Source organism: Cupriavidus sp. KK10, from assembly GCF_018223725.1.
Taxonomy (GTDB): domain Bacteria; phylum Pseudomonadota; class Gammaproteobacteria; order Burkholderiales; family Burkholderiaceae; genus Cupriavidus; species Cupriavidus necator.
Genome location: NZ_CP073677.1, coordinates 2020975 through 2046511, shown reverse-complemented (window position 1 = coordinate 2046511; position 25537 = coordinate 2020975). Strand labels below are relative to the sequence as shown.

Sequence of the window (25537 nt, the reverse complement as noted above, 5' to 3'; positions counted from 1 at the left end):
TCGGCTCCACGTGCAGTATCGAAGCACTCCTGCCAGAAGGAGACTTGACGATGGCCAGCCTCACCCACCAGCATCGCGCATCGCCGACTGCACCTCCGGCGCCCGGCCACCACCAGGTGGCACCCGCCGAGATCGCCACCGGGGTGGTGATCGGACGCGCCTCGGAGTACTTCGACTTCTTCGTGTACGGCATCGCCTCCGTGCTCGTCTTCCCGGCGGTCTACTTTCCGTTCGCGGGCGAGCTGGCCGGGCTGCTCTACAGTTTCACGATCTTCTCGTTTGCGTTCATCGGGCGCCCGTTCGGCACTGCGCTGTTCATGCGCATCCAGCGGCGTTGGGGCCGGGGCATCAAGCTGACGGCGTCACTGTTCCTGCTCGGTACGGCCACGGTGGGGATTGCGTTCCTGCCGTCGTACGCGTCGATCGGTGCCGCGTCGATCTACCTGCTGGCGCTGTTCCGCTTCCTGCAGGGGATTGCGTTCGGCGGGTCGTGGGACGGGCTGCCGTCGCTGCTGGCGCTCAACACGCCGGAGAACAAGCGCGGCTGGTATGCAATGGTGGGCCAACTCGGCGCGCCCACCGGCTTTATCATCGCCAGTTCGCTGTACCTGTTCCTGCATGCCAGCCTGACCCCGCCTGAATTCATCGAATGGGGCTGGCGCTATCCGTTCTATGTGGCCTTCGCCATCAACGTCGTGGCGCTGTTTGCACGGCTGCGCCTGGTGGTGACCCATGAATACACGCAGCTGCTCGAAGAAGACGAGCTGGAGCCGATCAGCACCTTGCAGATGGTGAACGCGCAAGGCTTCAACATCTTCCTGGGGGCCTTTGCTGCGCTGGCCAGCTATGCGCTGTTCCACCTTGTCACGGTGTTCCCGCTCTCCTGGGTGATCCTGCACCGCACACAGGACATCTCTGACGTGCTGGCCGTGCAGATCGTGGGCGGCTTCATCGCGTTCATCGGCACGCTGCTATCCGGCTGGATCGCGGACCGCATCGGCCGGCGCACCACGCTGGCGGCCATGGCCGTGCTGATCGGCATCTTCAGCCTGGCAACGCCGTGGCTGCTCGGTGGCGGCGCCACCGGCCAGGACACCTTCATCCTGGTCGGATTCGGCCTGCTGGGCCTGTCGTACGGGCAGGCTGCGGGCGTGGTGACGTCAAACTTCGAACGCCGTTTCCGCTACACCGGGGCCGCCCTGACCACGGACTTCGGCTGGCTGTTCGGCGCCGCCTTTGCGCCGCTGGTGGCGCTGGGCTTGTCATCGCTGTTCGGCCTGGCGGCGGTCAGCCTCTACCTGCTGTCTGGCGTGATCGGCACCCTGGGAGCGTTGCGCATCAGCCGCGCGCTCGGGACACCTGACCAATGACTGCGGTCATGGCCTGCGCAAGGCCATGACACATTCCCCCCTGGATCTTGGCGCCAGGCGCCCAGGCGCCGTGCATGGCGGATAATGCGCTTTTTTACAAGCGCCCCATCCCCATGCACGCAAGCAGCAACACCACTGGACGCATCGACTGGACAACGCTGTTCCTGCTTACCTTCCCGCCCCTGAGCTGGGCCGGCAATGCCATCGTCGGCCGCCTGGCCGCCGGCACGGTGCCACCCATCACGCTGAACTCTGTGCGCTGGGTGCTGGCCGGGCTGCTGCTGGCACCCTTTGCCTGGCGCGGCGTGATCGAGCACCGCGCGGCACTGCGCCGGCACGCCGGCGTAATCACCACCCTGGGCGTGCTTTCGATCGCCAGCTATAACGCCCTGCAGTACCTGGCGCTGACTACATCGACACCGATCAACGTGACGCTGATCGGCGCATCCACGCCGCTGTTTCTGATCGTGATCGGCGCGATCTGTTTTGGCGAACGGGTGAAGCCATGGCATGTCGCCGGAGCGCTGCTGTGCATGGTCGGCGTGACCTTCGTCCTGGTACGCGGCGAGCTGGGCCGGCTCGCCCAGCTGGACCTGGTCGCCGGCGACCTGTTCATGCTGGCCGCCACCATTGCCTGGAGCGGCTATACCTGGCTGCTGCGCAAGCAGCGCCCCGCCGTGCCCCTGCCCGTGCTGCTGTTCGCGCAGATCGTCACCGGCGTACTGGCAAGCGCGCCCGTGACAGCATGGGAGCTGATGACGCTGGACCAGCCCCTGCAATGGAACGGCAAGGTCGCGGCCATCCTGCTCTATGTAGCAACCATTCCTTCGCTGCTCGCCTACTTTGCCTGGGACCGCGCCATCGCCCGCGCGGGCGCTCAGTTGCCGGTGTTCTTTATCACCCTGACACCGGTGTTCGCCGCCCTGCTGTCGACACTGCTGCTGGGCGACTGGCCCCGCTGGTACCACGCAGTGGGGCTGGCCGCGATCGCGGCGGGGATCTGGCTGGCGCAGCGGCGTTGAGGGGGCCGGCCGGTTCGCGCCAGGGAACAGGCATGCCCCGGGTGTTTCAATCCTGAATCAGTCTTGCCGCGGCTGCACTAGCCTGTTTGCATGATGGGCTCGCGCTCCCTGGTGCACTACCCTCGCAGTAGAGCTCACACCACTGAAGCCGGGGGGAATCATGGGTGAACGGAATTCGCGCGGGCGACATGCGCAGGCTGACCTTGCACTATGCGAGGCGCCAGCAGAAGACATCGAAGCTGAATCAGCGCCACCACGGCGCACCCAGCAACCCAGGACCACGCCCGCGGTGCATCCCGGCACTTCCGACCTGTCTTTCGTGACTGGCCGCCGGGAGCCTCCTGCCGCAATGAGCCGGCTCACGGGTGCGGACGATCCGATGTTGGGCTGCCTGCTGTTGCTGAACCGGGCCTTGCAACGGACGGTGCCTTCAGCGGTCCTGCTGGAAGGGCTGCCGCTGGACGGGCAGGCCCTGACGTTGCCGCTGCTCTGCGCCGCGGCGGCGCGCGCCGGCTTGTCAACCCGGCTGGCGGAACGCGAGCTCGACGATATCCCGGATACCTCGATACCGGCCATCCTGTTGCTGGACAAGAACAGGCCGTGCGTACTGCTGCAGCGCTGCGAGCACGGCCGGTTTCTCGTCGCCCTGCCAGGTTGGGGCGGTGGGGTGCAGGAAGTCAGCCGCGAGGAACTGCTGGCCCAGTACAGCGGGCACGCCGTCTTCGCGCAGCCCGCGCTGCAAGCGGACGTGGCAGCGGCTACGGAGCCGGCACAGCCGTGCCCGTTGCCCGTCGACGCGATGCGGCCATCATGGCGGCGCCGTTGGGAGCGGCTACTTGCCGCGACGCTCAGGGTACTATGCCTGCGGGGCAGGCTGCCGGCTGACGACGTGGCCCGCGCTGGTGGCTAGCGCGGCGCTGATGAAACATCAGCATGTCGGCGATGCCGACGTGTTGTCCGAACTGCTCCGCCAGATCCCCACCGATAGGTCATGTTGAGCGGAAACCGCACGTCGTAGCGGTGGCCCACGTCATCGATCAGGCCGGCCGGGGCCCTCCCCGATCCGCACTGTCCCGGTATGCAACAGGTCAAGCTGAACGGGCTGCACGCAGTCGTTCAACATGCCAGGCACCACGGAAAAAATGAAAGGAGGCAGGACAATTTGCCCTGCCTCCGCTCAGGCGCGCGTCTGCCTCCCCCGAGACAGACGCGCGCCCCATCCAACCGGCTTACTTGACGCAGGCGAGGTTGACGGCGAGGCCTCCCCAATCGGTGGCCTGGTTGTTGTCGACCTGTACCTGCAGCTTGTCGTTGTGGCTGACGGTACCGGCCGGCACCTCTTCACTGCAGTTCTGCAGGCCGTTGGTGACTTTGCAGCTCAGATCCTTGACGGGCGTGAGGGTCACTGACGCGCCGGACCCCGTCACCTTGTACACCGAGATGTCCAGCGTGCCCTGCACCTTGCCGAGTGTGCTGGCAGTGAGCGTGACCTTGGTGCAATCGTAGGGGATCACGACGCCGAAGTCCGTCGGCAACGGCACCGCCCCGCCGGCGCCGGTCATGGCATAGCGGCCGCGGCTGAGCGTGTCTGGCACGTTGAAGTTGCCGTTGTAGACGGTGCCTGTCCCTGCGGTCGCGCCCGAGGTCGGCCACTTTCCGCCCGCCTTGGGACCGTACAGCGTCGAGGTCGTGGTGTCGAAATAGAAGTCGCCGTCGACGCCGATGTCGTCGGTCGGCGCACCGCTGCCGTACAGGATGTGACCGCCATTGCCTGCAGTGCCGCCACCGGTGCCGCCGGTGCCGCCGCTGCCGCCCGGCTGGGTGACCAGCGTGACCCCTGCCGGCCACACGTCATTGGCCTTGGGCCCGTACAGCGTCCAGGTGTTGGTGTCGAGGTAGTAGTCGCCATTGTTGCCGACACTGTTGGCTGGCGCCCCCGCGCCCGTCAGGACGACGCCGCCGCCGGTGCCCGACCCGGTGCCGCCACCCATCGGGACGCCCGGTGGCCACGTGCCGTTTGCCTTGGGCCCGAACAGGGTCGAGGTGGAGGTATTGATGTAGTAGTCGCCATTGTTGCCGACGCTGTCGGTCGGATCGACCGAGCCGGACAGGATGGTGTTCCCGGCCGTGCCGGTATTGCCGGTACCCGCCACCGAAACCCCTGCCGGCCACACGCCGTTTGCCTTGGGCCCGAACAGCATCCAGGTCACGGTATTCAGGTAGAAGTCCCCGTCTTTACCGATCTCGGGCCCGGGATCGGTGGTACCCGACAGCATGGCGCTGCTGCTGGCCGCGGTCTGCGTTGTTGGCGACGTGGGTGACGTCGGCGTTGACGTTGACGTGCCGGTGCCTGGTGCTGTAGTGGCGGCAGTGGTAGAGGTCGAGTCGCCCCCGCCTCCCCCGCAACCTGCGACCGTGATGACGAGACAGGCGAGCGGCAAAGCCGCCAGCTTCATGTGGATGCGTTTCATGGATGGACCCCTTTTCCTTGGCCTTTTGAGCACGTAAAATTCGATGGCTTTGGCGGCGCCAACGATGAGGTCAATCTAGCTGGCGGAATTGGAATGGAAAATCGGCTCTATGGACGAGGCCGCGGTTATACGGAATGGCATCCCGCGGCGCGGATGAAAATACGCCGCGCCACCGGCGCGCAGGATAATGTCGGAGCGCACGGCACTGGTCATGGGGAACAGTCGCCGCGAGGCTGTGGAATTCCCGTGAAGCCTTGCAGGACAAGGCATTGCCGGTCATGGAAAGTCGTTTCCGGAGGTTCCGGCAGGCACCGCGGAACTGGTATCCAGGGCGCCGAAAAATGCGGTCAATCCCCACTGGAGGGGAATGCTGGCGCGAGCTGAACGGCTTAGCGAGGAAGTAGTAGACAGGCCGCCAGAGCGATCGGAAAAAGTATGTATAGAAAATGAAACGTCATGGGCCACATCAACTATGCGGTGGCCTGCTTCGATCCGCGGATTCAACCGGCCATTCGCGAGCGGATGATGCGGCGCCCTTATGCAGGGCTCACGTCAAAGCCGACAGCAGGATATTCTGCGCAGCCTCGCCGTCACGCGAGGCCTGACGCTCGTATCTACCGTCCGGCGTCATCTGCCAGGCGTCACACCGGTCTGCCAGGTACGGCTTCAGCCCTTCCGCGATGACGCGTTCCTTCAACCTGGCATCGAGGATGGGAAAGCAGATCTCGATCCGCCGGGACAGGCTTCGTTCCATCCATTCACCGCTGGACAGCATCACCTTTTCCGCGCCGCCGTCGTGGAAATATAAGATGCGCGAGTGTTCGAGAAACCGGCCCATGACCGATTTCACCGCAATGTTCTCCGACAAGCCGGCAACGCCGGGGCGCAGCGCACAGGCGCCCCGGATGATCAGGTCGATACGGACACCGTCGCGTGAGGCGTCGTACAGCGCCTGGATCAGGTCAGGCTCCAGCAATGCATTCATCTTGGCAATGATCCATCCCTTGCGCCCGGCCCTGGCGTGCCCGGCTTCGCGCCGGATCGCCTCAAGCAATGCCTGCTTCATCGTGAAGGGCGATTGCCAGATATGGGTCATGCAATGGGTCTGGCCACGGCCGGTCAGCTGGCTGAACACTTGCGCCACATCCTGCGTCAGCGACTCATTGCATGTGAGCAATCCAAAATCCGTATAGGTGCGCGTGGTCTGGTGGTGATAGTTCCCGGTGCCTAGATGCACATAGCGCCGGAGTTTCCCACCCTCGCGTCGCAATACCATGACCATCTTGGCGTGCGCCTTGAAACCGACGACCCCATAGATGACATGCGCGCCGACTTCCTCCAGTTGCGTTGCCCAACCGATATTGGCCTCTTCATCGAAGCGGGCCAGCAGTTCCACCACGACCGTGACTTCCTTGCCGTTGCGCGCGGCTTCGATGAGTGCCGAGAGCAGGACCGAGTCGTGCCCGGCCCGATACACCGTCTGGCTGATTGCCACCACATCGGGGTCCTGTGCCGCCTGCACGACAAAGTCCACCACCGGTGTGAACGACTGGAACGGGTGATGCAGCAGGATGTCGCCCTCGCGAATGGCGCGGAAGATATCGGAATGCTCGTGCAGCACCTTCGGCAGGCCGGCCCGGAAAGGCAGGTACTTCAGTTCCGGCCGGTCCATCTGATCTGGCACCTGCATCAGGCGAACCAGGTTGACCGGTCCGTTGACGGAGAACACCTCGCTTGCCGCCAGGCCGAACTGCTGCTGCAGGAACGCAGTCATTGCCGGCGTGCAGTTATCAGCCACCTCCAGCCGGACCGCATCACCATAATGACGGTGCGGCAGTTCGCCTTGCAGCGCCTCGCGCAGGTTCTTGACCTCTTCCTCGTCCACGAACAGCTCGCTGTTGCGGGTCACGCGGAACTGGTAGCAGCCGCGCACCGTCATGCCACTGAACAGCTCGCCGACGTGGGCATGCAGGATGGAAGAAAGGAAAACAAAGCCATGCTCGCATCCGGCGATATCCGGTGGCAAAGCGATAACCCGCGGCAGCGCTCGCGGCGCCTGCACGATCGCATAGCCGGAGTTGCGCCCGAACGCATCCTTGCCCTCGAGTTCGACGGCGAAATTCAGGCTCTTGTTAAGCACCCGTGGAAACGGATGCGCCGGGTCCAGCCCGATCGGTGTCAGGACCGGCATCAGTTCGGCGAAGAAGAACTCCCGGATCCATTCCGCCTGCGTAGGGTTCCACGAGGGCCGCCGCAAAAAGCGGATCTGCTGCTCGGCCATGGCCGGAATCAGCATGTCATTGAACAGGCGGTACTGCTGATCAACCAGCTCCCGGACCCGTTGGTTGACCCTCGCATAGACCGCCTGCGGCGTCAGCCCGTCCGGGCCGGCCACCGGAGACTGAAGCAGGCACTGCTCCTTCAGGCCGGCCACGCGGATCTCGTAGAACTCATCCAGATTGCTGCTGAAGGTACACAGGGAACGCAGGCGCTCCAGCAGCGGCACCGCGGGATCGGCGGCCTGCTGCAGCACGCGCCCGAAGAACTCCAGCTGGCTGAGTTCACGGTTGATATAGAGCTCATTGCCATTCAGCAGGCCATCCGGATCGACCGGGGTGCCGAGGCGCTCCTCCCCCGCGTCCGTCGGCGACGCATTTTGCATGGGATCGGATTCGGGTTTCATGGTGTGAGTGCCTGTGCGGGGGAATCCTTCCAGATTCTAGCTGGCGTATCACGCATATCGGGGCGAATTGGATCGCACTGCTCCCGCGAAATACGTACCATCTTATGAGCATCCGATGCGTAGAATGATCTTACGCGCCCACTGGAGCTGCCGATGACACACGAAATACTCTCTGCGACCGAGACCACCCCGGACGGCCTGAAGCGCTTGATCGAGCATATTGGAGATGCTGCAGCGCAAGGGCACCTTGACCCGGAGTTTGTGCGCAAGCTGGCGAAGCGCATTGCCAACGAATTGCAGGAGATGAAAGCGACCAGGCTGCCGGGTGACCGCGAGCTTGCCGGGCTGGACGACGGCATAGAGGCCCTGCTGCTGGCCGCGGACCGCAAGTACGGCGCCAGGCTGACCCGATCACTGCAGAAGTTGCGGGAGCACGAAATCCCTTTCACCGGCGCGGAGTCGAATGGAGGCCAGCCGCACTAGCAATGCCGCCTGGTGACGCAGTGAATTCACTAAGCAGGTAGTTCAATGATTTTGGTTGTGATTACCACCGCGGATAACCGTGGAACCTATGTCAAAGACTGACAAGAAGCGATACCTGAAAGCACTTAACCGGCGCCTGAAGAAAGCGTCGGCCGGAAAGTTCGATACGCTCTTTGTCTTCGACCCGCCCGGTTCGAAGCCGAAGAACGCCACGGGCGTAACAACCAGCGGCCCAGCCAGTGACGAGATCCTTGCAGTGATGAACGCAGTCCAGGCCAGCGTATACGCAAAATTCGAGGACACGGCAAAGCTCGGATAAATGGAACGCGAACTCAAGCTCGAGTTGCTGCAGGACCAGGCCGAAGGCCTGATCGGCTTGCCCCTGGTGTCGTCCTGCTGCGTGGAGCCGCCGCACGAGGACAGGCTCGTGAGCACGTATTTCGATACGTCGGATCTTGCCTTTCGGCGTATGCACGCATCGCTGCGCGTACGACAAGCGGGTGATCATTACGTGCAGACCTTGAAGACCTGTGGCACGCAGCATGGGGCGCTTTACGAGCGGGAAGAGTTTGAGTCGGTGGTTTCCGGAAATACGCCAGATCTTGGTGCACTACGAGACAAGCTGCCCGAGGGCACTGCGTTGGGGACGCTGCTCCGTGAAGGCGACCTGGCAGAACGCCTGAAGCCGATCTTCATCACGGATGTCCGGCGCACGGTCCTGCTGTTGCGCTTGCCACAGGGGGACGAGGTCGAACTGGCTGTCGATCGCGGCGTGGTCCGTGCGAACGATGCCACGGAACCAATCCGCGAGCTTGAGATGGAGATCCAGGCCGGGGAGCCGGCCCATCTGTCAGCGTTTGCCCTGCGGCTGCTCGACGCAGTGCCAATGCGCCTGAGCCGCGCCAGCAAAGGCGACCGTGGCTATGCACTGGTCGCTGACGAGGCCAATGAAGCGGTACGGGCGCAGCCCCTCAGGCTGGCCGACGCCGGGTCGGCGGAAGCGGTGTTTCAGTGCATTGCCCGGAACTGCCTGGCGCAAATCTCGGGGAACGAACGCGGCGTGGTCAACAGCTCCAATCCGGAAAGCGTGCACCAGATGCGTGTCGGCCTGCGTCGCCTGCGCTCGGCGCTTGATATCTTTGAGCCGCTGATTGCCTGCCCGCCGGCATTGCAAGCGGAACTCAAATGGATTGCGGATGAACTGGGCCCCGCACGCGACTGGGACGTGCTCGCCAACACCACCTTGCGTGAGGCGTTCGATGGGGCGCCGGAGGACGTGGGCGCGGGCGCGGTGCTTGCCGCGGCGAAGGCAGTCGCAGCCGATGCCCGGCAACGCGCGGCCCAGGCCGTGAATTCCGATCGTTACACCCGGCTGGTCCTGACGCTGAGCCATTGGCTGGGCAGCGCGGACTGGGACCATGGGCTGGACGAAGCGCAGCGCGCGGCACTTGCCGGATCCGCCAGGGACTTCGCGCTGACCACGTTGCGCAAGCGGCAACGCAGGCTGCTCGAGCGGGGCCGAGGCATGGCCAGGCTCGATGAGCAGCGGCGCCATCGTGCGCGTATCGCCGCAAAGAAGCTGCGCTACGCGACCGAGTTCTTTGAATCCTTGTTTGCCGCGAATAAGTTGCGCCGCTATCGCCGGCAACTGTCGCGCCTGCAGGATGACCTGGGATGGCGCAATGATATGGCGGTCGCAAAGGGACTGTTGCTGCGCCTGGGGACAGAGCGGCAGCAACTTGCGATTGGCTGTGGCTATGCGCGCGGCTATATCGCAAAGGGTGTCAGCGTTGACAGGCAGCCGCTGCGCCGCTTCTGGAAACAATTCAAGGCGGCGCGCCTGCCCGCTTAGCGCGGCTTCCGGACATCGGCGCACGTTCATCGTCGCGGCCAGTCCCTGCGCACTGCAGCGAAGACGATTTCACCGTCGCCGGCCCCGATTCGTCAGCCGGTCCCCGCCAGCAGAGTTTGTCGCCCTCAGCGTAAACCCCAATGACATAGCCGGCACATTGACAGTTTCCTGACAGCCTTCCCCGCCTAGAATCGGGCCCCTGGTTAGCCGGATCGGCCGCGAACGCCGGATTCCCCGCCAGGGACGAGAAACACAGCCTCCCTGGCCCCGGCTGGCCGGCCAGCGAAACGCTCAATTCACGACAGGAACGCAAATGGAAAACGGTGCACGCGAACAGATCCCGGCCACGCTGATCCCCGGCGACGGGATCGGTCCCGAAGTCGTCGACGCCACCGTCCGGGTGCTGGATGCGCTTGGCGCCCCATTTGCCTGGGATATCCGACGGGCGGGGATGGCAGGCGTCGAATACAGCGGCGATCCCTTGCCCGAAGACACGCTGGACAGCATCCGCCGCACCGGCCTGGCCCTGAAGGGGCCGCTGACCACGCCGGTGGGCGGCGGCTTCCGCTCGGTCAATGTGCGCCTGCGCGAGGCGTTCAACCTCTATGCCAATGTGCGCCCGGCCCGCACCCTGGTGCCGGGCCGCTTCGAGAATATCGACCTGGTGCTGGTGCGCGAGAACGTCGGCGGCTTCTATGTGGCCCATGACTACTACATCCCGGTCGGCGACGACCCGCATGCGGTAGCGGTGTCCACCGGCACCAACACGCGCGACGCCTGCCGGCGCATTGCCCGCTTCGCCTTCGAGTACGCCGTCAGGAACGGCCGCAAGAAGATTACCGTGGTGCACAAGGCCAATATCCTGAAGGCGCTCACCGGCATCTTCCTGGAAGCGGCGCGTGAAGTCGCCCAGGACTATGCCGGCCGCGTGGACATGGACGACATTATTGTCGACGCCTGCGCCATGCAGCTGGTGCTCAACCCGTGGCGCTTCGACATGCTGCTCTGTACCAACCTGTTCGGCGACATCCTGTCGGACCAGATCGCCGGCCTGGTTGGCGGGCTTGGCATGGCGCCGGGCGCCAACATCGGCGACGACGCTGCGATCTTCGAGGCGGTGCACGGCTCCGCGCCCGACATCGCCGGCAAGGGCATTGCCAACCCCATCTCGCTGATGCTGGCGGCCGGCCTGATGCTCGACCACGTGGGCCGACAGGACCTGGCCACGCGCCTGCGCTCAGCCATCGAGCTGACGCTCAGCCAGGACCAGGTGAAGACCGGCGACCTGCACGGCACGGCCTCCACGCTGCAGTTTGCGGACGCGGTAGTGAAACGCATCGAATCCGCCAACTGAGCCACACCCGCGCGGCCCGCCTGGGCCAGCGCACAAGACTGCCTCCCTCCGCGGTCATTCCATACCCGGCACGCCCTGCCGTGCCGGCGGGATCGGCCTCGCCCTTGACCTCGTGCGCCAGACGGACGCACACACACCCGCCCCCAAGCGCCCACGCTGCAGGGCGGCAAAGAGATACAGAGAAAGATGTTGACCCTGCTCGCCTATTCGATGGTGATCGTGTTCATGGCACTGATCATGACCAAGCGGCTCTCCGCCATGGTGGCGCTGATCCTCGTTCCGATTGCGTTCGCCGCGATCGGCGGTTTCGGCCCGGAACTCGGCCCGATGATGCTGGACGGCGTCAAGAAGCTGGCGCCGACCGGCGTGATGCTGATGTTCGCCATCCTGTATTTCGGCCTGATGATCGATGCCGGGCTGTTCGATCCGGTGGTGCGGGTGATCCTGAAATTAGTGGGCGGCGATCCGGTCAAGATCATCATGGGCACCTTCGTGCTGGCCGCGCTGGTGTCGCTCGACGGCGACGGCTCGACCACTTACATGATCACCTGCGCCGCGATGCTCCCGCTCTACAAGCGCCTGGGCATCAGCCGGCTGGTGCTGGCCTGCGTGATCATGATGGCGGGCGGGCTGATGAACATCCTGCCCTGGGGCGGCCCGACCGCGCGTGCCGCCAGCGCGCTGGGCGTGGACGTGGGCTCGCTGTTCGTGCCGATGATCCTGCCGATGATTGTCACCGGCATGTGGGGCCTGTTCGTGGCATTCCTGCTCGGCCGCCGCGAACGCAACCGGCTTGGCACCATCGCACTGATGCGCACCGGGGCCGGTGATGACGGCCATGCCATGCCGGAGGCTGCCGCCGGCGATCCGCAGATCGCCAGGCCGAAGCTGCTGTGGTTCAACCTCCTGCTGACCATCGCCCTGATGGTGCTGCTGATTCTCGGCACCTTGCCGCTGCCTGCGCTGTTCATCATCGCATCCGCCATCGCGCTGATGGTCAACTACCCGAGCCTGCACGAACAGAAGGAGCGCATGGGCGCGCATGCCGCCAACGTCGTGCCGGTGGTGTCGCTGATCTTCGCCGCCGGCATCTTCGTCGGCATCCTGTCGGGCACCAAGATGGTCGACGCCATCGCCAACAGCGTCATCAGCGCCGTGCCGGACTGGATGGGCCCGTACATGGCCCTGGTGACCGGGGTGTTGAGCATTCCGTTCACGTTCTTTGTCTCGAACGACGCGTTCTACTTCGGCATCCTGCCGATCCTGGCCAAGGCTGCCGCCGTCTATGGCATCGGCGCGGCGGAGATCGGACGCGCCTCGCTGATCGGGCAGCAGGTTCACCTGCTGAGCCCCCTGGTCGCGTCGACCTACCTGCTGGTCGGCCTGGCTGAGGTCGAATTTGGCGATCACCAGCGCTATACGCTGCTCTGGGCGCTGTCGGCGGCCGTGGTCATGATGCTGGCCACTGTTGCGTTCGGCGTGATTCCGGTCATTGGCCGGGCAGCGTGACAGCGAGGAAGCGGGACCGGGCGGGTCAACCACATCCGCCTGCCTGACGTTTTACCCGAACGCAACTTGCAAAAATTTACAAATAGCCTGGCAGACGGTCCGGCTGGGTCCGCCCTTCTGGCAATAGAGGATCACATATCGCCGGCACATAAGGCCACATTCGCATCGAATGATCCCGCCAGCCTTCCTTCGTTGCCAGGGACGTATGCAAAGCGTTGCAATAGGGTTAGATCGAATATGTTACTGAATGTAAATGGCGTAACTTGATTACAAGCTGTACCGCTGGCATTGCGACGCCAATGCTGGTGGCTTGAGTAGTGGGGGGCATCATGCAGCATTCCAGCCGATTCGCGTGCGACCTGGGCCGCGCGCATCAGTCCGGCCGCAACGGCCGCCACGGCAACACCGGTGCTTCCCGCAGCCAGTCCATTCGACATCGACGGCACCTGAGCCGCGCGCAGCACTTCTGGGTGCACCAGCGCCACCTTCCCACCTACGCACCCGCGGCAGAAGCCTGTCGCCCGCCCGCCCACCTTGCACGAAGCCGGCCGTGCGGCTGTCGGGCACGCCAACTGCGCTGAAGCCCGCATTGCGCAGCACCCGGTTTGCCGGCCCCTGCGCCAGAACAACACACCAACCAATTCAAAAAGGCGGGAATCGCCATGGCGCTCTATGCTCTGCGGGAACTCACGCTGCAGTCCCTTGGCCCGCTCGGGGCGATGATCGAAGCAGGTTATCGCGCAGTCAATTTCTGGGGCGAGTCGGTCGCCTGGCTTCCGGGACTGCGCGAGGCCGACGCCGCGCTTGAGTTGTTCACCCGGCTGACCAAGTCCTACGGGAAACCTCGCTTTGAGATCGACGAGGTCTTGGTACGTGGGCAACGGGTGGCCGTCACCGAGACCGCGCTCATCGAAGAGCCCTTCTGCCGGCTGCTGCATTTCAGGAAGGACATGTCCAGTCCTGGCCCCCGGGTGTTGCTGGTGGCGCCGCTCTCCGGCCACTACGCCACCCTGCTGCGCCCGACGGTCGAGGCATTGCTGCCCGGTCATGATGTCTATATCACCGACTGGGCCGATGCGCGCGTGGTCCCGCTTGACGCCGGGCACTTCGATCTTGGCGGCTATGTCGATTACCTGAAAAAGTTCTTGCGATACCTCGGCGCCGGCACGCATATCGTGGCGGTTTGCCAGCCCGGGGTCCCGGTGCTTTGCGCGGTCGCCCAGATGGCCGAAGACAACGAGCAGGTGCAGCCCCGCTCCATGACCCTGATCGCCGCGCCGATCGACACCCGCGTCAGCCCGACGGCGGTCGACCAGTTCGCGCGGCAACATTCGCTGGCGTGGTTCGAGGCCAACGTCATCGAACGGGTGCCCGCCGGCTACCCGGGAAACGGGCGCCGGGTGTATCCGGGCTTCCTCCAGCTTGCAGGCTTCGTATCGATGAACGTCGCACAGCACGCCGGTGCTCATCTCGACTTTTACCGCCACCTGGTCGATGGCAGGCAGAGCGAGGCAGCCAGGCATCGCAAGTTCTATGACGAGTACAACGCCGTACTCGACGTGCCGGCCGAGTACTACCTGGAAACCATCCAGAAGGTTTTCCTGGAGCATCACCTGTGCCGCGGCTGCATGGAAGTCGGCCAGCGCCGTGTCTACCCCGAGGCCATTAGGAACGTTTCATTGCTGACCATCGAAGGCAGCGACGATGACATCACCGGTCGCGGCCAGACCGAAGCGGCTCACGCGCTCTGCGCAGGCCTTGCCGCCGACCGGAAAGAACACCTGGTCGTCGACGGCGTGGGTCACTACGGCACCTTCGCCGGCCAGCGTTTCCGGGAGTCCATCCTGCCTGCCATGACGCAGTTCATTCAGCGGTGCGCAGACTGAGCGCTGCGTCGCATTGGCGAGGCCGGTTGCGCAAGCTTCCAAGCCGGGGGACTGGCAAGCAGTGCAACGCCTGCGTATGCCAGCGAACAGACCTTTCCGATTGCCGTGGCACCCTTGCTCTCAAGGCGATCCGGCATGCGAAAGCGCTGCCAGTAGTGACCTTTGAAAGCTGGCCGCGATAGGGGCTTTGTTGCTGGTGGTCGTTTCTGCCTCACCGCATCTGCTGCCGCGGTCAGCGTCGGCTGGAGTTTTTGTGCGCCAGCGTCTATAACGGAACGCCTGCACGTCCCGCACCCGTGCTCGGAGTAACGGCGGGAGCTTTTGCCTGGTGACGTGACATCCGCCAGCCCTTCCAGGGATCTGGCGCGTTGCTTTTCTGTCGTCACCGAGTTGTACAAAGAAGATAGCGGCAGGGGGTGTCACGTCATGGAATCCATTTCGAAGTTCACCCAGCGTTGCAGGATGTTGGGGTACTACGCGGTCGCCTGCATCAGCGTGGCCCTCGGGGTGCTGATTCCCCCTGCGCTTGCAGGTGACAAGACTACCGCCTCCTACAGCTACTTCGTAACCGGCACAAAGTACTTCGAGACTGGCAATCCGGTGCCGGTGCAGACCCTCCCCACACCGCAGCCACAGGCGGTGCAGCCGGTGGTCATCATGGGTGGCGGGCCCGATGTAGACGGCGCGTATCGCTGGATGATTCAGCAAGCGGGCATTACGAAAGCAACGGGCGGCCGCCTGGTCGTGATTCGCGCGACCGGCACCGACGCTTACGACCCTTACTTCTATTACAGCAACAAGAAGAACGCGACCGATATGCCCGCGGTGGACGGGTATGTCGGTGGCGCGTACCTCGGCCTGACTGCGGCGGAAACGCTGGTTATTACCGACACTGCCGCGGCGAATGACCCGTTTGTCAATGCCGTTGTCGGCAGCGCGAACGCGTTGTGGATTGCGGGCGGCGACCAGAGCAACTACATCAAGTTCTGGAAAGGTACGAAGCTCAACGCGACCATCGCCGCGCTCATGCAGCAGAACGTACCTGTTGGCGGCACCAGCGCCGGGGCCAACGTGCTGGGGCAGTTCGTTTTCTCCGCCATCGAAGGGACGGTCACATCGACGCAGGCGCTGAGCGATCCGTACAACAAGTACATGACATTTGACCCGAAAGGGTTCTCCGGGCCCAGTTTCCTGAACGCTACGGCACTGGACGATACGTTCGTCGATCCGCACTTCGACTCGCGCGATCGCATGGGCAGGCTGGTCACGTTCCTGTCAAGAAGCATTGCGCCATGGTCCGGTTCAGGCTGCGAGGGCGGAGTCCTGAAGAACCCGTCGGCCGCCCGCGGGATTGGCCTTGACGTCGAGACAGCATTGCAGATTCAGAAGATCTCAGGCCGTTTCATTGCACAGCGCGTCACCAACCTGTCCACGACATCGCCCAGCGCTGTTCACTTCCTGAGGCCACTGACTTCGCCCGCGGTCTGCGCGCCCGGCAAGCCGCTAACCATCTACGGCGTCCATGTCCAGCGGCTGGACGACGAGACTGTCTTTGATATGACAAACTGGTGGAACGGCGGCAGCGCGGGAATCGAAGCGTATGTCGTTGACGAGAACGCCGGCATCCAGAGCCCGGCCACCATACATTACTAGGGCCTGTTCGCCTCCTCCGCCAGCGCCTGGACCTCCGGGCCTGGTTCGCCATCCCTGGTAGCAATCAGTGCTTTCGGCGTCAGCGGGATCAAAAGCAGGATCATTGCGTACACCACGGTAGTCGCGATCACACAATATGTGAAACCGTGCGTTGGGCTGCTGTTATAGATCCATGAGCCCAGGAGATCGCCGGCACGCGCCGAGAGCGCGAGAACGCCATCCACCAGCATCATCAAGGTTCCTTGCAGGCCTGGCGGACAGGACCGCATCGCGAGATCGAAGTATGCTGCCGTGGCGACACCGCCCATCAGCCCTATCGGTGCCGCCAAGACAAGGGCAAGATTGGCCGAGTGAATGAATGCCAGCGGAATCATCTGCGGCACTGCGACGATCGTTCCCCACCACAGCAGCTTGTTCAGCGATACCTTCTTGCACAAGAAGCCATACAGCAAGAATGTCGGGATGAAGGCGGCGGCAAAGATCCCGTTGTAGTACGAGTAAACGGAATCCGATGCATGCAGCTCATTGCTCAGATAGAACTGCAGCGGCGTGGCCGCTCCTGGCGCAAAGTTCCACAGAAAGCAGATGAGGACCGCTGGATAAACAGCCTTATGTTTCACCAGCCGCCTGACATTGCCAACGAGATCCGAGCCCCTGGCTTGCGGCTTCTCGTAAAGATGGCCGAAGACGGAAACGGGCTTCCAGAGCCCCAACAGGGCAATCGACAAGGCGAACATCGCCACCAGGAGGAAGGCTTCTTTTGCAGCCAGATGATCGGAGATGTACCCGGAGGCGAACGCTGCCGCAACAACCGGGACCGAGCCGACCACGTTCAACAGTGCACTCAGGCGCCCGGACATGAGCTTCTCCTGGCCCACCAGAGCGATCAGCCCCTGATACGCTGCGGCGATAAACCGGGACGACAGCATTGCCAGCAGCAACCCGATGACCAGTCCCGCGTATGAGAAACCTGAAAACGCCATCCAGATGAATGCCACTGCGGTCACCGGAGCGAAAATCAGGAAGAAACCGCGATCCCGCAATCCCAGCGGGCTCCATTGGTCGCGCGCGAGACCAAAAACGAACGCAAGATACACCGGTATTCCCGTCACCAGCCGGAATATCGAGATCTGCGTTGCGGTCGCATGCAACTGGTTCTTGAGCAGGTACGACGTCTGTATATCCACCAGGGAACCGGCTGGTGTTGCCAGAGCGATGAACAGGGTCAGGCAACCGAAATACAGCAGGGTTCGGTCGCTGCCCTCGGAACCATCATGACCAGAAGCGGCCAGCATTTTCGTCGCTCAGCGTTGCACGTATCAGATGTCCCACGCCAGGCGAATCCGCTCGCGAATGCCAGCCAGGCGCTCGACCGGCTCATTGGCAAATACGAAGCGCAGGTTCCGGGCCATCCATCGGCGTGGCCGCCACCTCGCGGATCGTATGTGACGCCGGATGATGTCATCCCTTCTTTCTCTCAACTCCATTGAAATGGGAAAACGAGCCAGGGGCAAGTGACATTGCGCATGGAAGCAATGTTTGCTGACGCACATTGGCCGCGGCAATCCTCGCTTCCTGGCGATGACTTCCCATCGTGGGGCGCCTAAGATTGCCAGACATCAAAAAGGGGCACCGCCTGGCACCGTGGCCGGCTCGCTTTGGAGCGACCGCATGCCTCAGACCTGGCTACCCTCTCCACGGCGACGTTCTCACTGACGGAGCAGAGAAACATGAAACCAGAACCATTTGCAGTGACTCCGGATGCGTATGCACGCGCGCTCAACGTGGTAGGGGAAAGGATCACGGTGCTGGCGTCCAATGCCGCCACGCAAGGTTATGAGGTATTTCTGCAGCAGGGCGAAGAAGGCAGTGGCCCACCGCCCCATAGCCATGACTGGGACGAATCGTTCTACGTTACCAGGGGGACGATCGAGATCGGCTATGGCGATCAAGCGATCACTGCTGTCGCTGGCACCTTTGTTCATGTGCCGGCGGGCACCGTGCATTACTTCCGGTTCGGCATCGGCGGCGGCGAAATGATTTCAGTCACCAGCCACGGCGGAAGCGCATCGCGCTTGTTCACGCGGCTCGATGAGGAAATTCCGCCAGGCGCGCCAGACATGGAGAAGCTATTGGCGGTGGCGCAAGAGTGTGGCATCAAAATTTCAGGGTGAGCGCTGCCCGGACACACCCCCTCGCTTCGACCGCTGCCTCGGCTGAGGTTCTTCCTTCTGCGTGTTTCGCCGCAACCTGCTACGCAGCCACGGCCTTGCGCTCCCTGCCTGATTTCGTTCCCGGCTGGGCATTCGGCCCTGCCGCGCCCTGCAGCAGCCAGCAGCTCAACTGCACCGAGCGCGCCATCAGCCTGCGCCGTCCGGCAGCATCGGCTTCGATGTAGTCGACGCATTGATGGAATAGGTAGGAAACGACGTACGCGCAGACGTCGTCAATGGCCGGGCGTGAGAGCTTGGGACACAACCCCAGCCGTTCGATGTCTTCCGCCATCTCGGCGGCGATGTCATCCAGCACCGTGCGAATGGCAACGCGAAGCGCGGGCTGCGGGCCCGTGATCCCGCACACACCAACGATGAATGCATCCGGGTGATGCTGCGCGTACAAGAACAGGGCTTCGCACGCACGCGTGGCCACTTCACCCGGGTTGTCGCGGGCAGCGGCCCATCGGACCGCACGCAGCATCGGCCGCAGTTCGGCGCTTACCTCGGCCATGGCGGTGATGGCCAGGTCTTCCATGTCGCTGAAATGCCGGTAGAACGTGTTGGGATTCAGGCCGGCCTCGCGCGCGATCTCGCGCAGCTTGAGTGCCGCAAAGCTGCGCTTGGCTGCGGCCAGCCGCAACGCGGCGTCGATCAGGCGGCGTTTGCCGTCGGCAATGGCTTCCATGAATGCGGTTTAGTAGCAGGACTCGGTTTTTGCCCGACATGCTTCGTTGACAGCATGTCTACAGTTGTCTACGCTTGCGCCGGTAGACAGATGTCTACGTTAAATGAAACGGCCGCACGTGGCAAATCGCGTGTCAGCGCCCGTTCAGGAGACACCGCCCTGCCATGCCGCCGCCCATTGAGCTATCCAGCCCCGACCAGGCCTCCGACGCGCAGCATCCATCCCCTGCCCGCCCCATGCATGCCCCCAACCCTGAGCCCATCCCGCGCGACCCGGGTTGGCCGCTGGTGGGCAACCTGCTGCAGATCACACCCGGTGCGCTGGGCCAGCACCTGCTGGCGCGCAGCCGCCATCATGACGGCATCTTCGAGCTGAATTTCGCCGGCCGGCGCGTGCCGTTTGTGACGTCGGTGGCACTGGCCGGCGAGTTGTGCGATGCCGCGCGTTTCCGCAAGTACATCGGCCCGCCGCTGTCCTACCTGCGCGGCATGGCCGGCGATGGCCTGTTCACCGCACGCTCCGACGAGGCCAACTGGGGCAAGGCGCACCGCATCCTGATGCCGGCGTTCAGCCAGCGCGCGATGAAGGGCTACTTCGACGTCATGCTGCGCGTGGCCAACCGGCTGGTGGACAAATGGGACCGGCAAGGCCCGGATGCCGATATCGCCGTCGCGGACGACATGACGCGGCTGACGCTCGATACCATCGCGCTGTCCGGCTTCGGCTACGACTTTGAATCGTTCGCCAGCGCAAACCTGCACCCCTTCATCGAGGCCATGGTCGGCGCGCTGGAAGAGGCGATGTCCAAGCTGACGCGCTTTGCCCTGCAAGACCGCTTCATGCATGCGGCACACCAGAAGTTCGACCAGGACACCCGCTTCATGCGCGACCTGGTTGACGACGTGATCCGGCGGCGGCGCGCGGGCAACGCGGCGCAACGCCGGGGCGGCACGGCCAACGACCTGCTCGGCCTGATGCTGGAAGCGCGGGATCCGGACACCGACCAGCGGCTGGACGACGAGAACATCCGCAACCAGGTGATCACGTTCCTGATCGCGGGTCACGAGACCACCAGCGGGCTGCTCACCTTCGCGCTGTACGAACTGCTGCGCAACCCGGGCGTGATGGCACAGGCTTACGCGGAGGTGGACGCCGTGTTGCCCGGCGACGCTGCGCCGGTCTACGCCGACCTGGCGCGGCTGCCGGTACTGGACCGCGTGCTGAAGGAAACGTTGCGCCTGTGGCCCACCGCGCCCGCCTTCGCCGTAGCGCCGTTTGAAGATACGCTGCTGGGCGGCCGCTACCTGATCCGCAAGGACAGGCGCCTGTCGGTGGTGCTGACCGCGCTGCACCGCGACCCCAAGGTGTGGGCCGACCCGGAACGCTTTGACATCGACCGTTTCCTGCCTGAGCAGGAGGCAAAGCTGCCGCGCCACGCCTACATGCCTTTCGGCAACGGGGAGCGTGCCTGCATCGGCCGCCAGTTTGCGCTGACCGAGGCCAAGCTGGCACTGGCGCTGATGCTGCGCAATTTCCAGTTCACCGATGCGCACGATTACCAGTTCCGCATCAAGGAAACGCTGACGATCAAACCCGACGGATTCACGGTGCGTGCGCGCCGGCGCCGGCCGCATGAGCGCATCGCCGCGGCGCCGGTCGCCGGGACCGCGCAAGCGCCGCAGGCGGGCCCTGATGTGCAGGGCGGCGGCAGGCCGCTTGCCGTGCTGTGCGGATCCAGCCTTGGCACCGCGCGCGAACTGGCTGAGCAGGTGCATACCGGCGCGCTGGCGGCGGGCTTTGATGCGACGCTGCGCGACCTGGACGATGTGGCCGACGCGCTCCCGACCACCGGCCTGGCCGTCATCATCGCCGCCACCTATAATGGCCGCGCGCCGGACTCGGCAAGGCGCCTCGAAGCGCTGCTCGATAGCGGCGCCGCCAGCGGCTACCGCGCAGAAGGGCTAAGCGTGGCCGTGTTGGGCTGCGGCAACTCGCAATGGCCGACGTACCAGGCCTTCCCGCGCCGGGTCTATGAATTCTTCACCAACGCCGGCGCCAGTCCGCTGCTGCCGCGTGGCGAAGCCGACGGCAACGGCGACTTCGACCAGGCCGCGGAACGCTGGCTGGCCTCGCTGTGGCAAGCCTTGCAGGCCGGTGACAGCGTCGGCGGGCCGGCCCACGGAACGCCGCCGGTCCGGGTGCAGATGAGAGACGTCGCCGAGATCCGCGCGTCCACGCTGCCGGCAAACACCCAGGGCTTCACGGTCCTGGCCAACACCGAGCTGGTGAACGATCCATCCGGCCTGTGGGACTTCTCGCGCGAGGCGCCGCGAACTTCCACGCGCGATATCCGCCTCAGGCTGCCCGCAGGCGTGCGCTACGCCACGGGCGACCACCTCGCCGTCTATCCGCAGAACCAGCCCGGGATGGTCGCGGCCCTGTGCGAGCGGATCGGCATCGACCCGGACGCCATCGTCACCTTGTCCGCCTCCGGCGGGGCCGCGCGCGGCCTGCCGCTGGGCGAGGCCCTGTCCGTGCGGCAGCTGCTGACCCATTTTGTGGAACTGCAGGACGTGGTGTCGCGCCAGACCTTGCGCCTGCTGTCGCAGTCTTCGCGCTGCCCGGTCACGCGCCAGGCCCTGCAGCAGTTGGCCTCGGACGACGCCAAGAGCGGGTACGCCGCCCAGGTGGCACCGCGCCGGCTCGGGCTGGCCGACGTGCTGGACCGCTTTCCCGCCATCGAGTTGGACCTGGCCGGCCTGCTGGCTTGCACCGTGCCGATGCGGCCGAGGTTCTATTCGATTGCCTCATCGCCGCTGGTCTCACCCGACGTGGCAACCATCACCGTCGGCACGGTCTGGTCTGCGGCGCTGTCGGGCCGCGGACTCTTCCGCGGCGTGGCTTCTACCTGGCTGCAGGGCCTGGCGCCCGGCGCCATGGTGGCGGGCGCCATCCGCACGCCCAATCCCGCCTTCGCTCCTGCGGCGGACCCGGCCACGCCCATGATCCTGATCGGCCCCGGCACGGGCATTGCCCCGTTCCGAGGCTTTCTTGAGGAGCGGGCCGCGCAACAGGCGGCCGGCCAGCCGGTGGCCCCGGTGCAGCTGTACTACGGGTGCCGCCACCCCGCGCACGACTGGCTGTACCGCGACGACGTGGCGCGCTGGCAGGCACAGGACGTGGTGCAGGTCCACCTGGCCTGTTCCGTCGTGGATGGCGAGCCGCGCTACGTGCAGGACCTGTTGTGGCAGCGCCGTGCCGATGTCTGGGCCCGGCTGAACCAGGGTGCGATCGTCTACGTGTGCGGCGACGGCCGCCACATGGCGCCCGCGGTCAGGCAGGTGCTGATTCAGATCGGCGCAGAGCAAGGGGGGATGACACCAGAGGCTGCGTCGGACTGGCTGGCGGAGTTGGTCAGCACGGGCAGGTACCGGCAGGATGTCTTCAACTGACGCCCCGCCGGGTCGCTCGGTCGCGTCGCTGGCGCGGTACTAGCCCTGGAAGGGCTTGCCCATCGGCTTGAGACGGATGCCGGGGGCAAGCCTGGTCCAGGGCAGGTCTGCGGGATCCGCCGTCATCGGGCCGGGCGCCTTGGCCACCAGCACGGCGTGCGCGATGCCCTGGAAATCGGCCCGGAAATGCACCGAGCTCTTGTTGACGAGAATCTTCATGGCCTCGGGCTCTACCCCGCCTACGCGGAACAGGTTGCGGTCCAGCATCTGGGCCTTGCCGGCACTGACGACCACCAGCACATCGTCGATACTCAACAGCGCGACGGGCCCGACATCGGCCAGCATGCCGTTCATCATCGGCCCGCCGTAGCGGCATACGCCATCGGAGAGCTTCAGCACCTCGAAGCGCCCCCGCAGCGGCTCGTCACCGGGCACCCCGGAAACACCGCCGAGAGCGACGTCGATGGTGGCTCCCACGCCGGCGCGGTGCGCCTCGGCCGCCACGGCCGGATCCCAGATCAGCCCGATGGCCGCGTGCCGCGCGCCGTGGCGCAGCAAGGCGCGCAGAATGCCCGTGGTGTTCGAATCGCCGCCGGCCCCGGGATTGTCCTGCGTGTCGGCAATGACCACCGGGCGCGTCGCCCCCTCGGCCAGCCGCATGGCCTCGAGCACTGCTTCGTCCGGCGAGAGGAACGGGACCTCCCAGGCAGGCTCATCCGCCAGCATCCGGTCGTACAAGGCCTGCACCGCCGCGTCGACCGCTGCGGCATCCTCGCCGTATCCCCAGATCACCGGCCCGCATTCCGGGAAATCGGCTGCGGGAAAGCCCGGCGCGAACGACAGCGACACCACGGCGCCGCTTTCCCCTTGCTGCAGCAGCGAATACATGGCGCGGGCAGGCTCCAGCATTGTGCACATGCCGTTGATCGGGATCAGGAAGGGCAGCCGGCGCACTGCGCGATGCAGCGGCCCCCTGCCCTCCAGCAAGCGCTGCAGCAATGCCGCGGCCCGCTCGCCGGTCTCGGCCATGTCCACGTGCGGATACGTACGATAGGCCACCAGTGCGTCGGCGGCCTCTAGCATCGCCCGCGTGACGTTGGCATGCAGATCGAGCGACGCAACCACGGGCACGCCCGGCCCCGCCACGGCACGGATGCGCGAGAGCAAGGTGCCTTCGCCATCGTCCGTATGTTCGGCAACCATCGCGCCATGCAGGTCCAGATAGACCGCATCGAATCCGCCGGCGCGCGCGGCCTCGACGATTTCGCCGGCAATGCGCTCGAACGCATCCTCAGTCACGTGCGCGGATGGGCTGGCGCCGGCCCAGATCACCGGCAGCAGCGTCCAGCCGCGCCGCTCTGCCGCGGCAATGAAGCCGCCGGCCGGAATGTTGACGTCGCGCAGCGACAGCACGTCATAGCCACGCACCATCGCCGGAAAGCCCTCGCCGCGCTCGAAGCTGGCATAGGTGGCCTTTGACGGTGCAAAGGTATTGGTCTCGTGCTGAAATCCGGCGATCAGAATCCGTGTTGCCAATGTTGTCTCCGTAAGTTGAATGGCCAGCCTCAGGCGGGCGAGACCGCGCCCTGGGGCGATGGCATCCGGTTGGCTACCAGTACGGCCGCTCCGGCCATCAGCAGCGCCACCATCACCAGCAGGCCGGCCTGCATGCTGCCGGTGGCGGTGCGCACCGCCCCAATGATGGTCGGGCTCAGGAAGCCGCCAATCAGGCCGATGGTATTGATCAGCGCGATACCACCCGCGGCGGCATCGCCCTTCAGGTATTGCGACGGAATCGCCCAGAACACCGTGTAGGCGGCCCACATCATCGCCGTGGCGACGGTCATGCAAAGCAATGACAGCGGCAGGTTTCCACTCGACACCGTGGCCAGGGCCAGCGCCACGGCGCCGACAAATGCGGGGACCGCGCTGTGCCAGCGGCGCTCGCCGCGACGATCCGAGCTGCGGCCGATCACGACCATGGCAATCGCCGCCGCCATGTACGGAATCATCGAATACAGCCCGATCTGCATGGTGTCCGTGACGCCGTCGGCCTTGAGGATCGACGGCAGCCAGAAGCTCACGGCATAGATGCCGCAGATCATCGTGAAGTAGGCAAAGGCCAGCAGGTAGACACGCCGATCGCGTGCCACCTGGCCGAATGACTGGTGGCCGCCTGCCGGCACCTGCAGTTCAGCCGCCAGCATGCGCTTCTCTTCGTCGCTGAGCCACTTCGCCTCGGCGGGCCTGTCGGCCAGCACGCGCAGCGCCAGGGCACCGAGCAGCACGCAAGGCAGCCCTTCGACCAGGAACATCCATTGCCAGCCCGCCAGGCCATGCGCGCCGGACAGGCCTGTCATCAGCCACGTGGACAGCGGCGAGCCGAAGATCCCGCCGATGGGCCCGGCCAGCATCACCACGGCCATCACGCGCGCCATGCGCCGCTGCCCGTACCAGTAGGTGAGATAGAAGATCATGCCCGGTGCAAAGCCGGCCTCGAACACGCCGAGCAGAAAGCGCAGCACATAGAACGTGGTCTCGTCACGCACGAACATCATGCCCGCGGAAGTGATACCCCACAGCACCAGGATGCGGCTGATGGTCTTGCGGGCACCAATCCGGGGCAGCAGCAGGTTGCTCGGGATTTCGAACAGGACGTAACCGAAGAAGAAGATGCCGGCGCCCAGCCCGTACACCGCATCGGAAAAGCCGAGATCGCTTTGCATCTGCAGTTTGGCAAAGCCGATATTGACGCGATCCAGGTAGGCAAAGGTGTAGCAGAGCAGCAGGAACGGCAACAGGCGCCAGTTCAGCTTGCGGTACAGCGCCTGCTGCGCGGCGCTGGCGTACTTCGGCGTGGTACGTGGGGGCAGGGTTGCGGACATGTCGGTCTCTCCCGTG

General features: G+C 64.7%; 20 protein-coding genes. 13 read left to right on the top strand and 7 right to left on the bottom strand.

The features are described 5' to 3' along the window. Nucleotides 1-50 precede the first annotated feature (50 nt). From KB879_RS09900 to KB879_RS09890, 3 genes are all read left to right on the top strand, one after another. Nucleotides 51-1370: an MFS transporter gene (locus KB879_RS09900; RefSeq protein ID WP_013952663.1), complete on the top strand. Its 1320-nt coding sequence runs from the start codon at nucleotides 51-53 to the stop codon at nucleotides 1368-1370. A 113-nt stretch (nucleotides 1371-1483) separates the two neighbouring features. Next, the gene (locus KB879_RS09895) at nucleotides 1484-2392 is read left to right on the top strand and encodes a DMT family transporter (RefSeq protein ID WP_211981156.1); all 909 of its coding nucleotides are present in this window, start codon (nucleotides 1484-1486) and stop codon (nucleotides 2390-2392) included. Nucleotides 2393-2741: 349 nt separating this feature from the next. Beyond that, nucleotides 2742-3302, top strand: a complete 561-nt coding sequence (locus tag KB879_RS09890; protein WP_211981155.1) for a cysteine peptidase family C39 domain-containing protein — start codon at nucleotides 2742-2744, stop codon at nucleotides 3300-3302. Nucleotides 3303-3621: 319 nt separating this feature from the next. On the opposite strand, the gene KB879_RS09885 is transcribed toward KB879_RS09890, so the two are convergent. Beyond that, nucleotides 3622-4668, bottom strand: a complete 1047-nt coding sequence (locus tag KB879_RS09885; RefSeq protein WP_249221270.1) for a hypothetical protein — start codon at nucleotides 4666-4668, stop codon at nucleotides 3622-3624. On the opposite strand from KB879_RS09885, the gene KB879_RS39290 reads away from it, so the two are divergent. After that, the gene (locus KB879_RS39290) at nucleotides 4667-4900 is read left to right on the top strand and encodes a hypothetical protein (RefSeq protein WP_249221269.1); all 234 of its coding nucleotides are present in this window, start codon (nucleotides 4667-4669) and stop codon (nucleotides 4898-4900) included. The genes KB879_RS09885 and KB879_RS39290 overlap by 2 nt on opposite strands. Before the next feature lie 510 nt (nucleotides 4901-5410). Here KB879_RS39290 and ppk1 read toward each other — a convergent pair. Then, nucleotides 5411-7546 (bottom strand): polyphosphate kinase 1, encoded by a 2136-nt coding sequence (ppk1, locus tag KB879_RS09880; RefSeq protein ID WP_153955853.1) that lies wholly within the window; start codon nucleotides 7544-7546, stop codon nucleotides 5411-5413. 153 nt (nucleotides 7547-7699) lie between these two features. Here ppk1 and KB879_RS09875 point away from each other — a divergent pair, with 153 nt between their 5' ends. The 5 genes from KB879_RS09875 (at nucleotide 7700) to KB879_RS09855 (ending at nucleotide 12744) form a co-directional block, all read left to right on the top strand. Continuing rightward, a complete protein-coding gene (locus tag KB879_RS09875) occupies nucleotides 7700-8029 on the top strand; it encodes a hypothetical protein (RefSeq protein ID WP_013952656.1) in 330 nt (109 codons plus the stop codon). Between the two features lie 88 nt (nucleotides 8030-8117). Continuing rightward, nucleotides 8118-8348 (top strand): hypothetical protein, encoded by a 231-nt coding sequence (locus KB879_RS09870; protein WP_013952655.1) that lies wholly within the window; start codon nucleotides 8118-8120, stop codon nucleotides 8346-8348. Further along, nucleotides 8349-9881, top strand: coding sequence for a CYTH and CHAD domain-containing protein (locus KB879_RS09865; RefSeq protein WP_211981151.1), 1533 nt, complete (start codon nucleotides 8349-8351; stop codon nucleotides 9879-9881). 313 nt (nucleotides 9882-10194) lie between these two features. Beyond that, nucleotides 10195-11235 (top strand): isocitrate/isopropylmalate dehydrogenase family protein, encoded by a 1041-nt coding sequence (locus KB879_RS09860; protein WP_153955855.1) that lies wholly within the window; start codon nucleotides 10195-10197, stop codon nucleotides 11233-11235. Nucleotides 11236-11421: 186 nt separating this feature from the next. Further along, nucleotides 11422-12744 carry a CitMHS family transporter gene (locus tag KB879_RS09855; protein WP_211981149.1) on the top strand — a complete coding sequence of 441 codons (1323 nt, stop codon included), beginning with the start codon at nucleotides 11422-11424 and terminating at the stop codon, nucleotides 12742-12744. 131 nt (nucleotides 12745-12875) lie between these two features. On the opposite strand, the gene KB879_RS09850 is transcribed toward KB879_RS09855, so the two are convergent. Further along, nucleotides 12876-13229 carry a hypothetical protein gene (locus tag KB879_RS09850; protein WP_153955857.1) on the bottom strand — a complete coding sequence of 118 codons (354 nt, stop codon included), beginning with the start codon at nucleotides 13227-13229 and terminating at the stop codon, nucleotides 12876-12878. 177 nt (nucleotides 13230-13406) lie between these two features. Here KB879_RS09850 and KB879_RS09845 point away from each other — a divergent pair, with 177 nt between their 5' ends. Together KB879_RS09845 and KB879_RS09840 are read left to right on the top strand one after the other, a co-directional pair. After that, nucleotides 13407-14630: a polyhydroxyalkanoate depolymerase gene (locus tag KB879_RS09845; RefSeq protein WP_211982157.1), complete on the top strand. Its 1224-nt coding sequence runs from the start codon at nucleotides 13407-13409 to the stop codon at nucleotides 14628-14630. 426 nt (nucleotides 14631-15056) lie between these two features. Beyond that, nucleotides 15057-16283, top strand: a complete 1227-nt coding sequence (locus KB879_RS09840; protein ID WP_013952650.1) for a cyanophycinase — start codon at nucleotides 15057-15059, stop codon at nucleotides 16281-16283. Here the strand turns inward: KB879_RS09840 and KB879_RS09835 are convergent. After that, nucleotides 16280-17578 carry an MFS transporter gene (locus KB879_RS09835; RefSeq protein ID WP_211981148.1) on the bottom strand — a complete coding sequence of 433 codons (1299 nt, stop codon included), beginning with the start codon at nucleotides 17576-17578 and terminating at the stop codon, nucleotides 16280-16282. The genes KB879_RS09840 and KB879_RS09835 overlap by 4 nt on opposite strands. 435 nt (nucleotides 17579-18013) lie before the next feature. On the opposite strand from KB879_RS09835, the gene KB879_RS09830 reads away from it, so the two are divergent. Further along, entirely contained in the window at nucleotides 18014-18457 is a 444-nt protein-coding gene (locus tag KB879_RS09830; protein ID WP_013952647.1) for a cupin domain-containing protein, read from the top strand. A 79-nt stretch (nucleotides 18458-18536) separates the two neighbouring features. On the opposite strand, the gene KB879_RS09825 is transcribed toward KB879_RS09830, so the two are convergent. Then, nucleotides 18537-19184, bottom strand: coding sequence for a TetR family transcriptional regulator (locus KB879_RS09825; RefSeq protein WP_013952646.1), 648 nt, complete (start codon nucleotides 19182-19184; stop codon nucleotides 18537-18539). 164 nt (nucleotides 19185-19348) lie between these two features. Here KB879_RS09825 and KB879_RS09820 point away from each other — a divergent pair, with 164 nt between their 5' ends. Beyond that, entirely contained in the window at nucleotides 19349-22636 is a 3288-nt protein-coding gene (locus tag KB879_RS09820) for a bifunctional cytochrome P450/NADPH--P450 reductase (protein WP_211981146.1), read from the top strand. A 39-nt stretch (nucleotides 22637-22675) separates the two neighbouring features. Here KB879_RS09820 and KB879_RS09815 read toward each other — a convergent pair whose 3' ends face one another. Further along, entirely contained in the window at nucleotides 22676-24172 is a 1497-nt protein-coding gene (locus KB879_RS09815; RefSeq protein WP_211981142.1) for a M81 family metallopeptidase, read from the bottom strand. Between the two features lie 29 nt (nucleotides 24173-24201). Further along, nucleotides 24202-25521, bottom strand: a complete 1320-nt coding sequence (locus KB879_RS09810; protein ID WP_211981140.1) for an MFS transporter — start codon at nucleotides 25519-25521, stop codon at nucleotides 24202-24204. Nucleotides 25522-25537: the final 16 nt, after the last annotated feature.

Bases quoted from the DNA above. Each gene is read 5' to 3' on its own strand.
- KB879_RS09820 (WP_211981146.1), top strand. From the start codon at position 19,349: ATGCCGCCGCCCATTGAGCTATCCAGCCCCGACCAGGCCTCCGACGCG.
- KB879_RS09870 (WP_013952655.1), top strand. From the start codon at position 8,118: ATGTCAAAGACTGACAAGAAGCGATACCTGAAAGCACTTAACCGGCGC.
- KB879_RS09865 (WP_211981151.1), top strand. From the start codon at position 8,349: ATGGAACGCGAACTCAAGCTCGAGTTGCTGCAGGACCAGGCCGAAGGC.
- KB879_RS09830 (WP_013952647.1), top strand. From the start codon at position 18,014: ATGAAACCAGAACCATTTGCAGTGACTCCGGATGCGTATGCACGCGCG.
- KB879_RS09895 (WP_211981156.1), top strand. From the start codon at position 1,484: ATGCACGCAAGCAGCAACACCACTGGACGCATCGACTGGACAACGCTG.
- KB879_RS09845 (WP_211982157.1), top strand. From the start codon at position 13,407: ATGGCGCTCTATGCTCTGCGGGAACTCACGCTGCAGTCCCTTGGCCCG.
- KB879_RS09860 (WP_153955855.1), top strand. From the start codon at position 10,195: ATGGAAAACGGTGCACGCGAACAGATCCCGGCCACGCTGATCCCCGGC.
- KB879_RS09875 (WP_013952656.1), top strand. From the start codon at position 7,700: ATGACACACGAAATACTCTCTGCGACCGAGACCACCCCGGACGGCCTG.
- KB879_RS09810 (WP_211981140.1), bottom strand. From the start codon at position 25,521: ATGTCCGCAACCCTGCCCCCACGTACCACGCCGAAGTACGCCAGCGCC.
- KB879_RS09835 (WP_211981148.1), bottom strand. From the start codon at position 17,578: ATGCTGGCCGCTTCTGGTCATGATGGTTCCGAGGGCAGCGACCGAACC.
- ppk1 (WP_153955853.1), bottom strand. From the start codon at position 7,546: ATGAAACCCGAATCCGATCCCATGCAAAATGCGTCGCCGACGGACGCG.
- KB879_RS09900 (WP_013952663.1), top strand. From the start codon at position 51: ATGGCCAGCCTCACCCACCAGCATCGCGCATCGCCGACTGCACCTCCG.
- KB879_RS39290 (WP_249221269.1), top strand. From the start codon at position 4,667: ATGGCGCTGCTGCTGGCCGCGGTCTGCGTTGTTGGCGACGTGGGTGAC.
- KB879_RS09855 (WP_211981149.1), top strand. From the start codon at position 11,422: ATGTTGACCCTGCTCGCCTATTCGATGGTGATCGTGTTCATGGCACTG.
- KB879_RS09825 (WP_013952646.1), bottom strand. From the start codon at position 19,184: ATGGAAGCCATTGCCGACGGCAAACGCCGCCTGATCGACGCCGCGTTG.
- KB879_RS09840 (WP_013952650.1), top strand. From the start codon at position 15,057: ATGGAATCCATTTCGAAGTTCACCCAGCGTTGCAGGATGTTGGGGTAC.
- KB879_RS09890 (WP_211981155.1), top strand. From the start codon at position 2,742: ATGAGCCGGCTCACGGGTGCGGACGATCCGATGTTGGGCTGCCTGCTG.
- KB879_RS09885 (WP_249221270.1), bottom strand. From the start codon at position 4,668: ATGCTGTCGGGTACCACCGATCCCGGGCCCGAGATCGGTAAAGACGGG.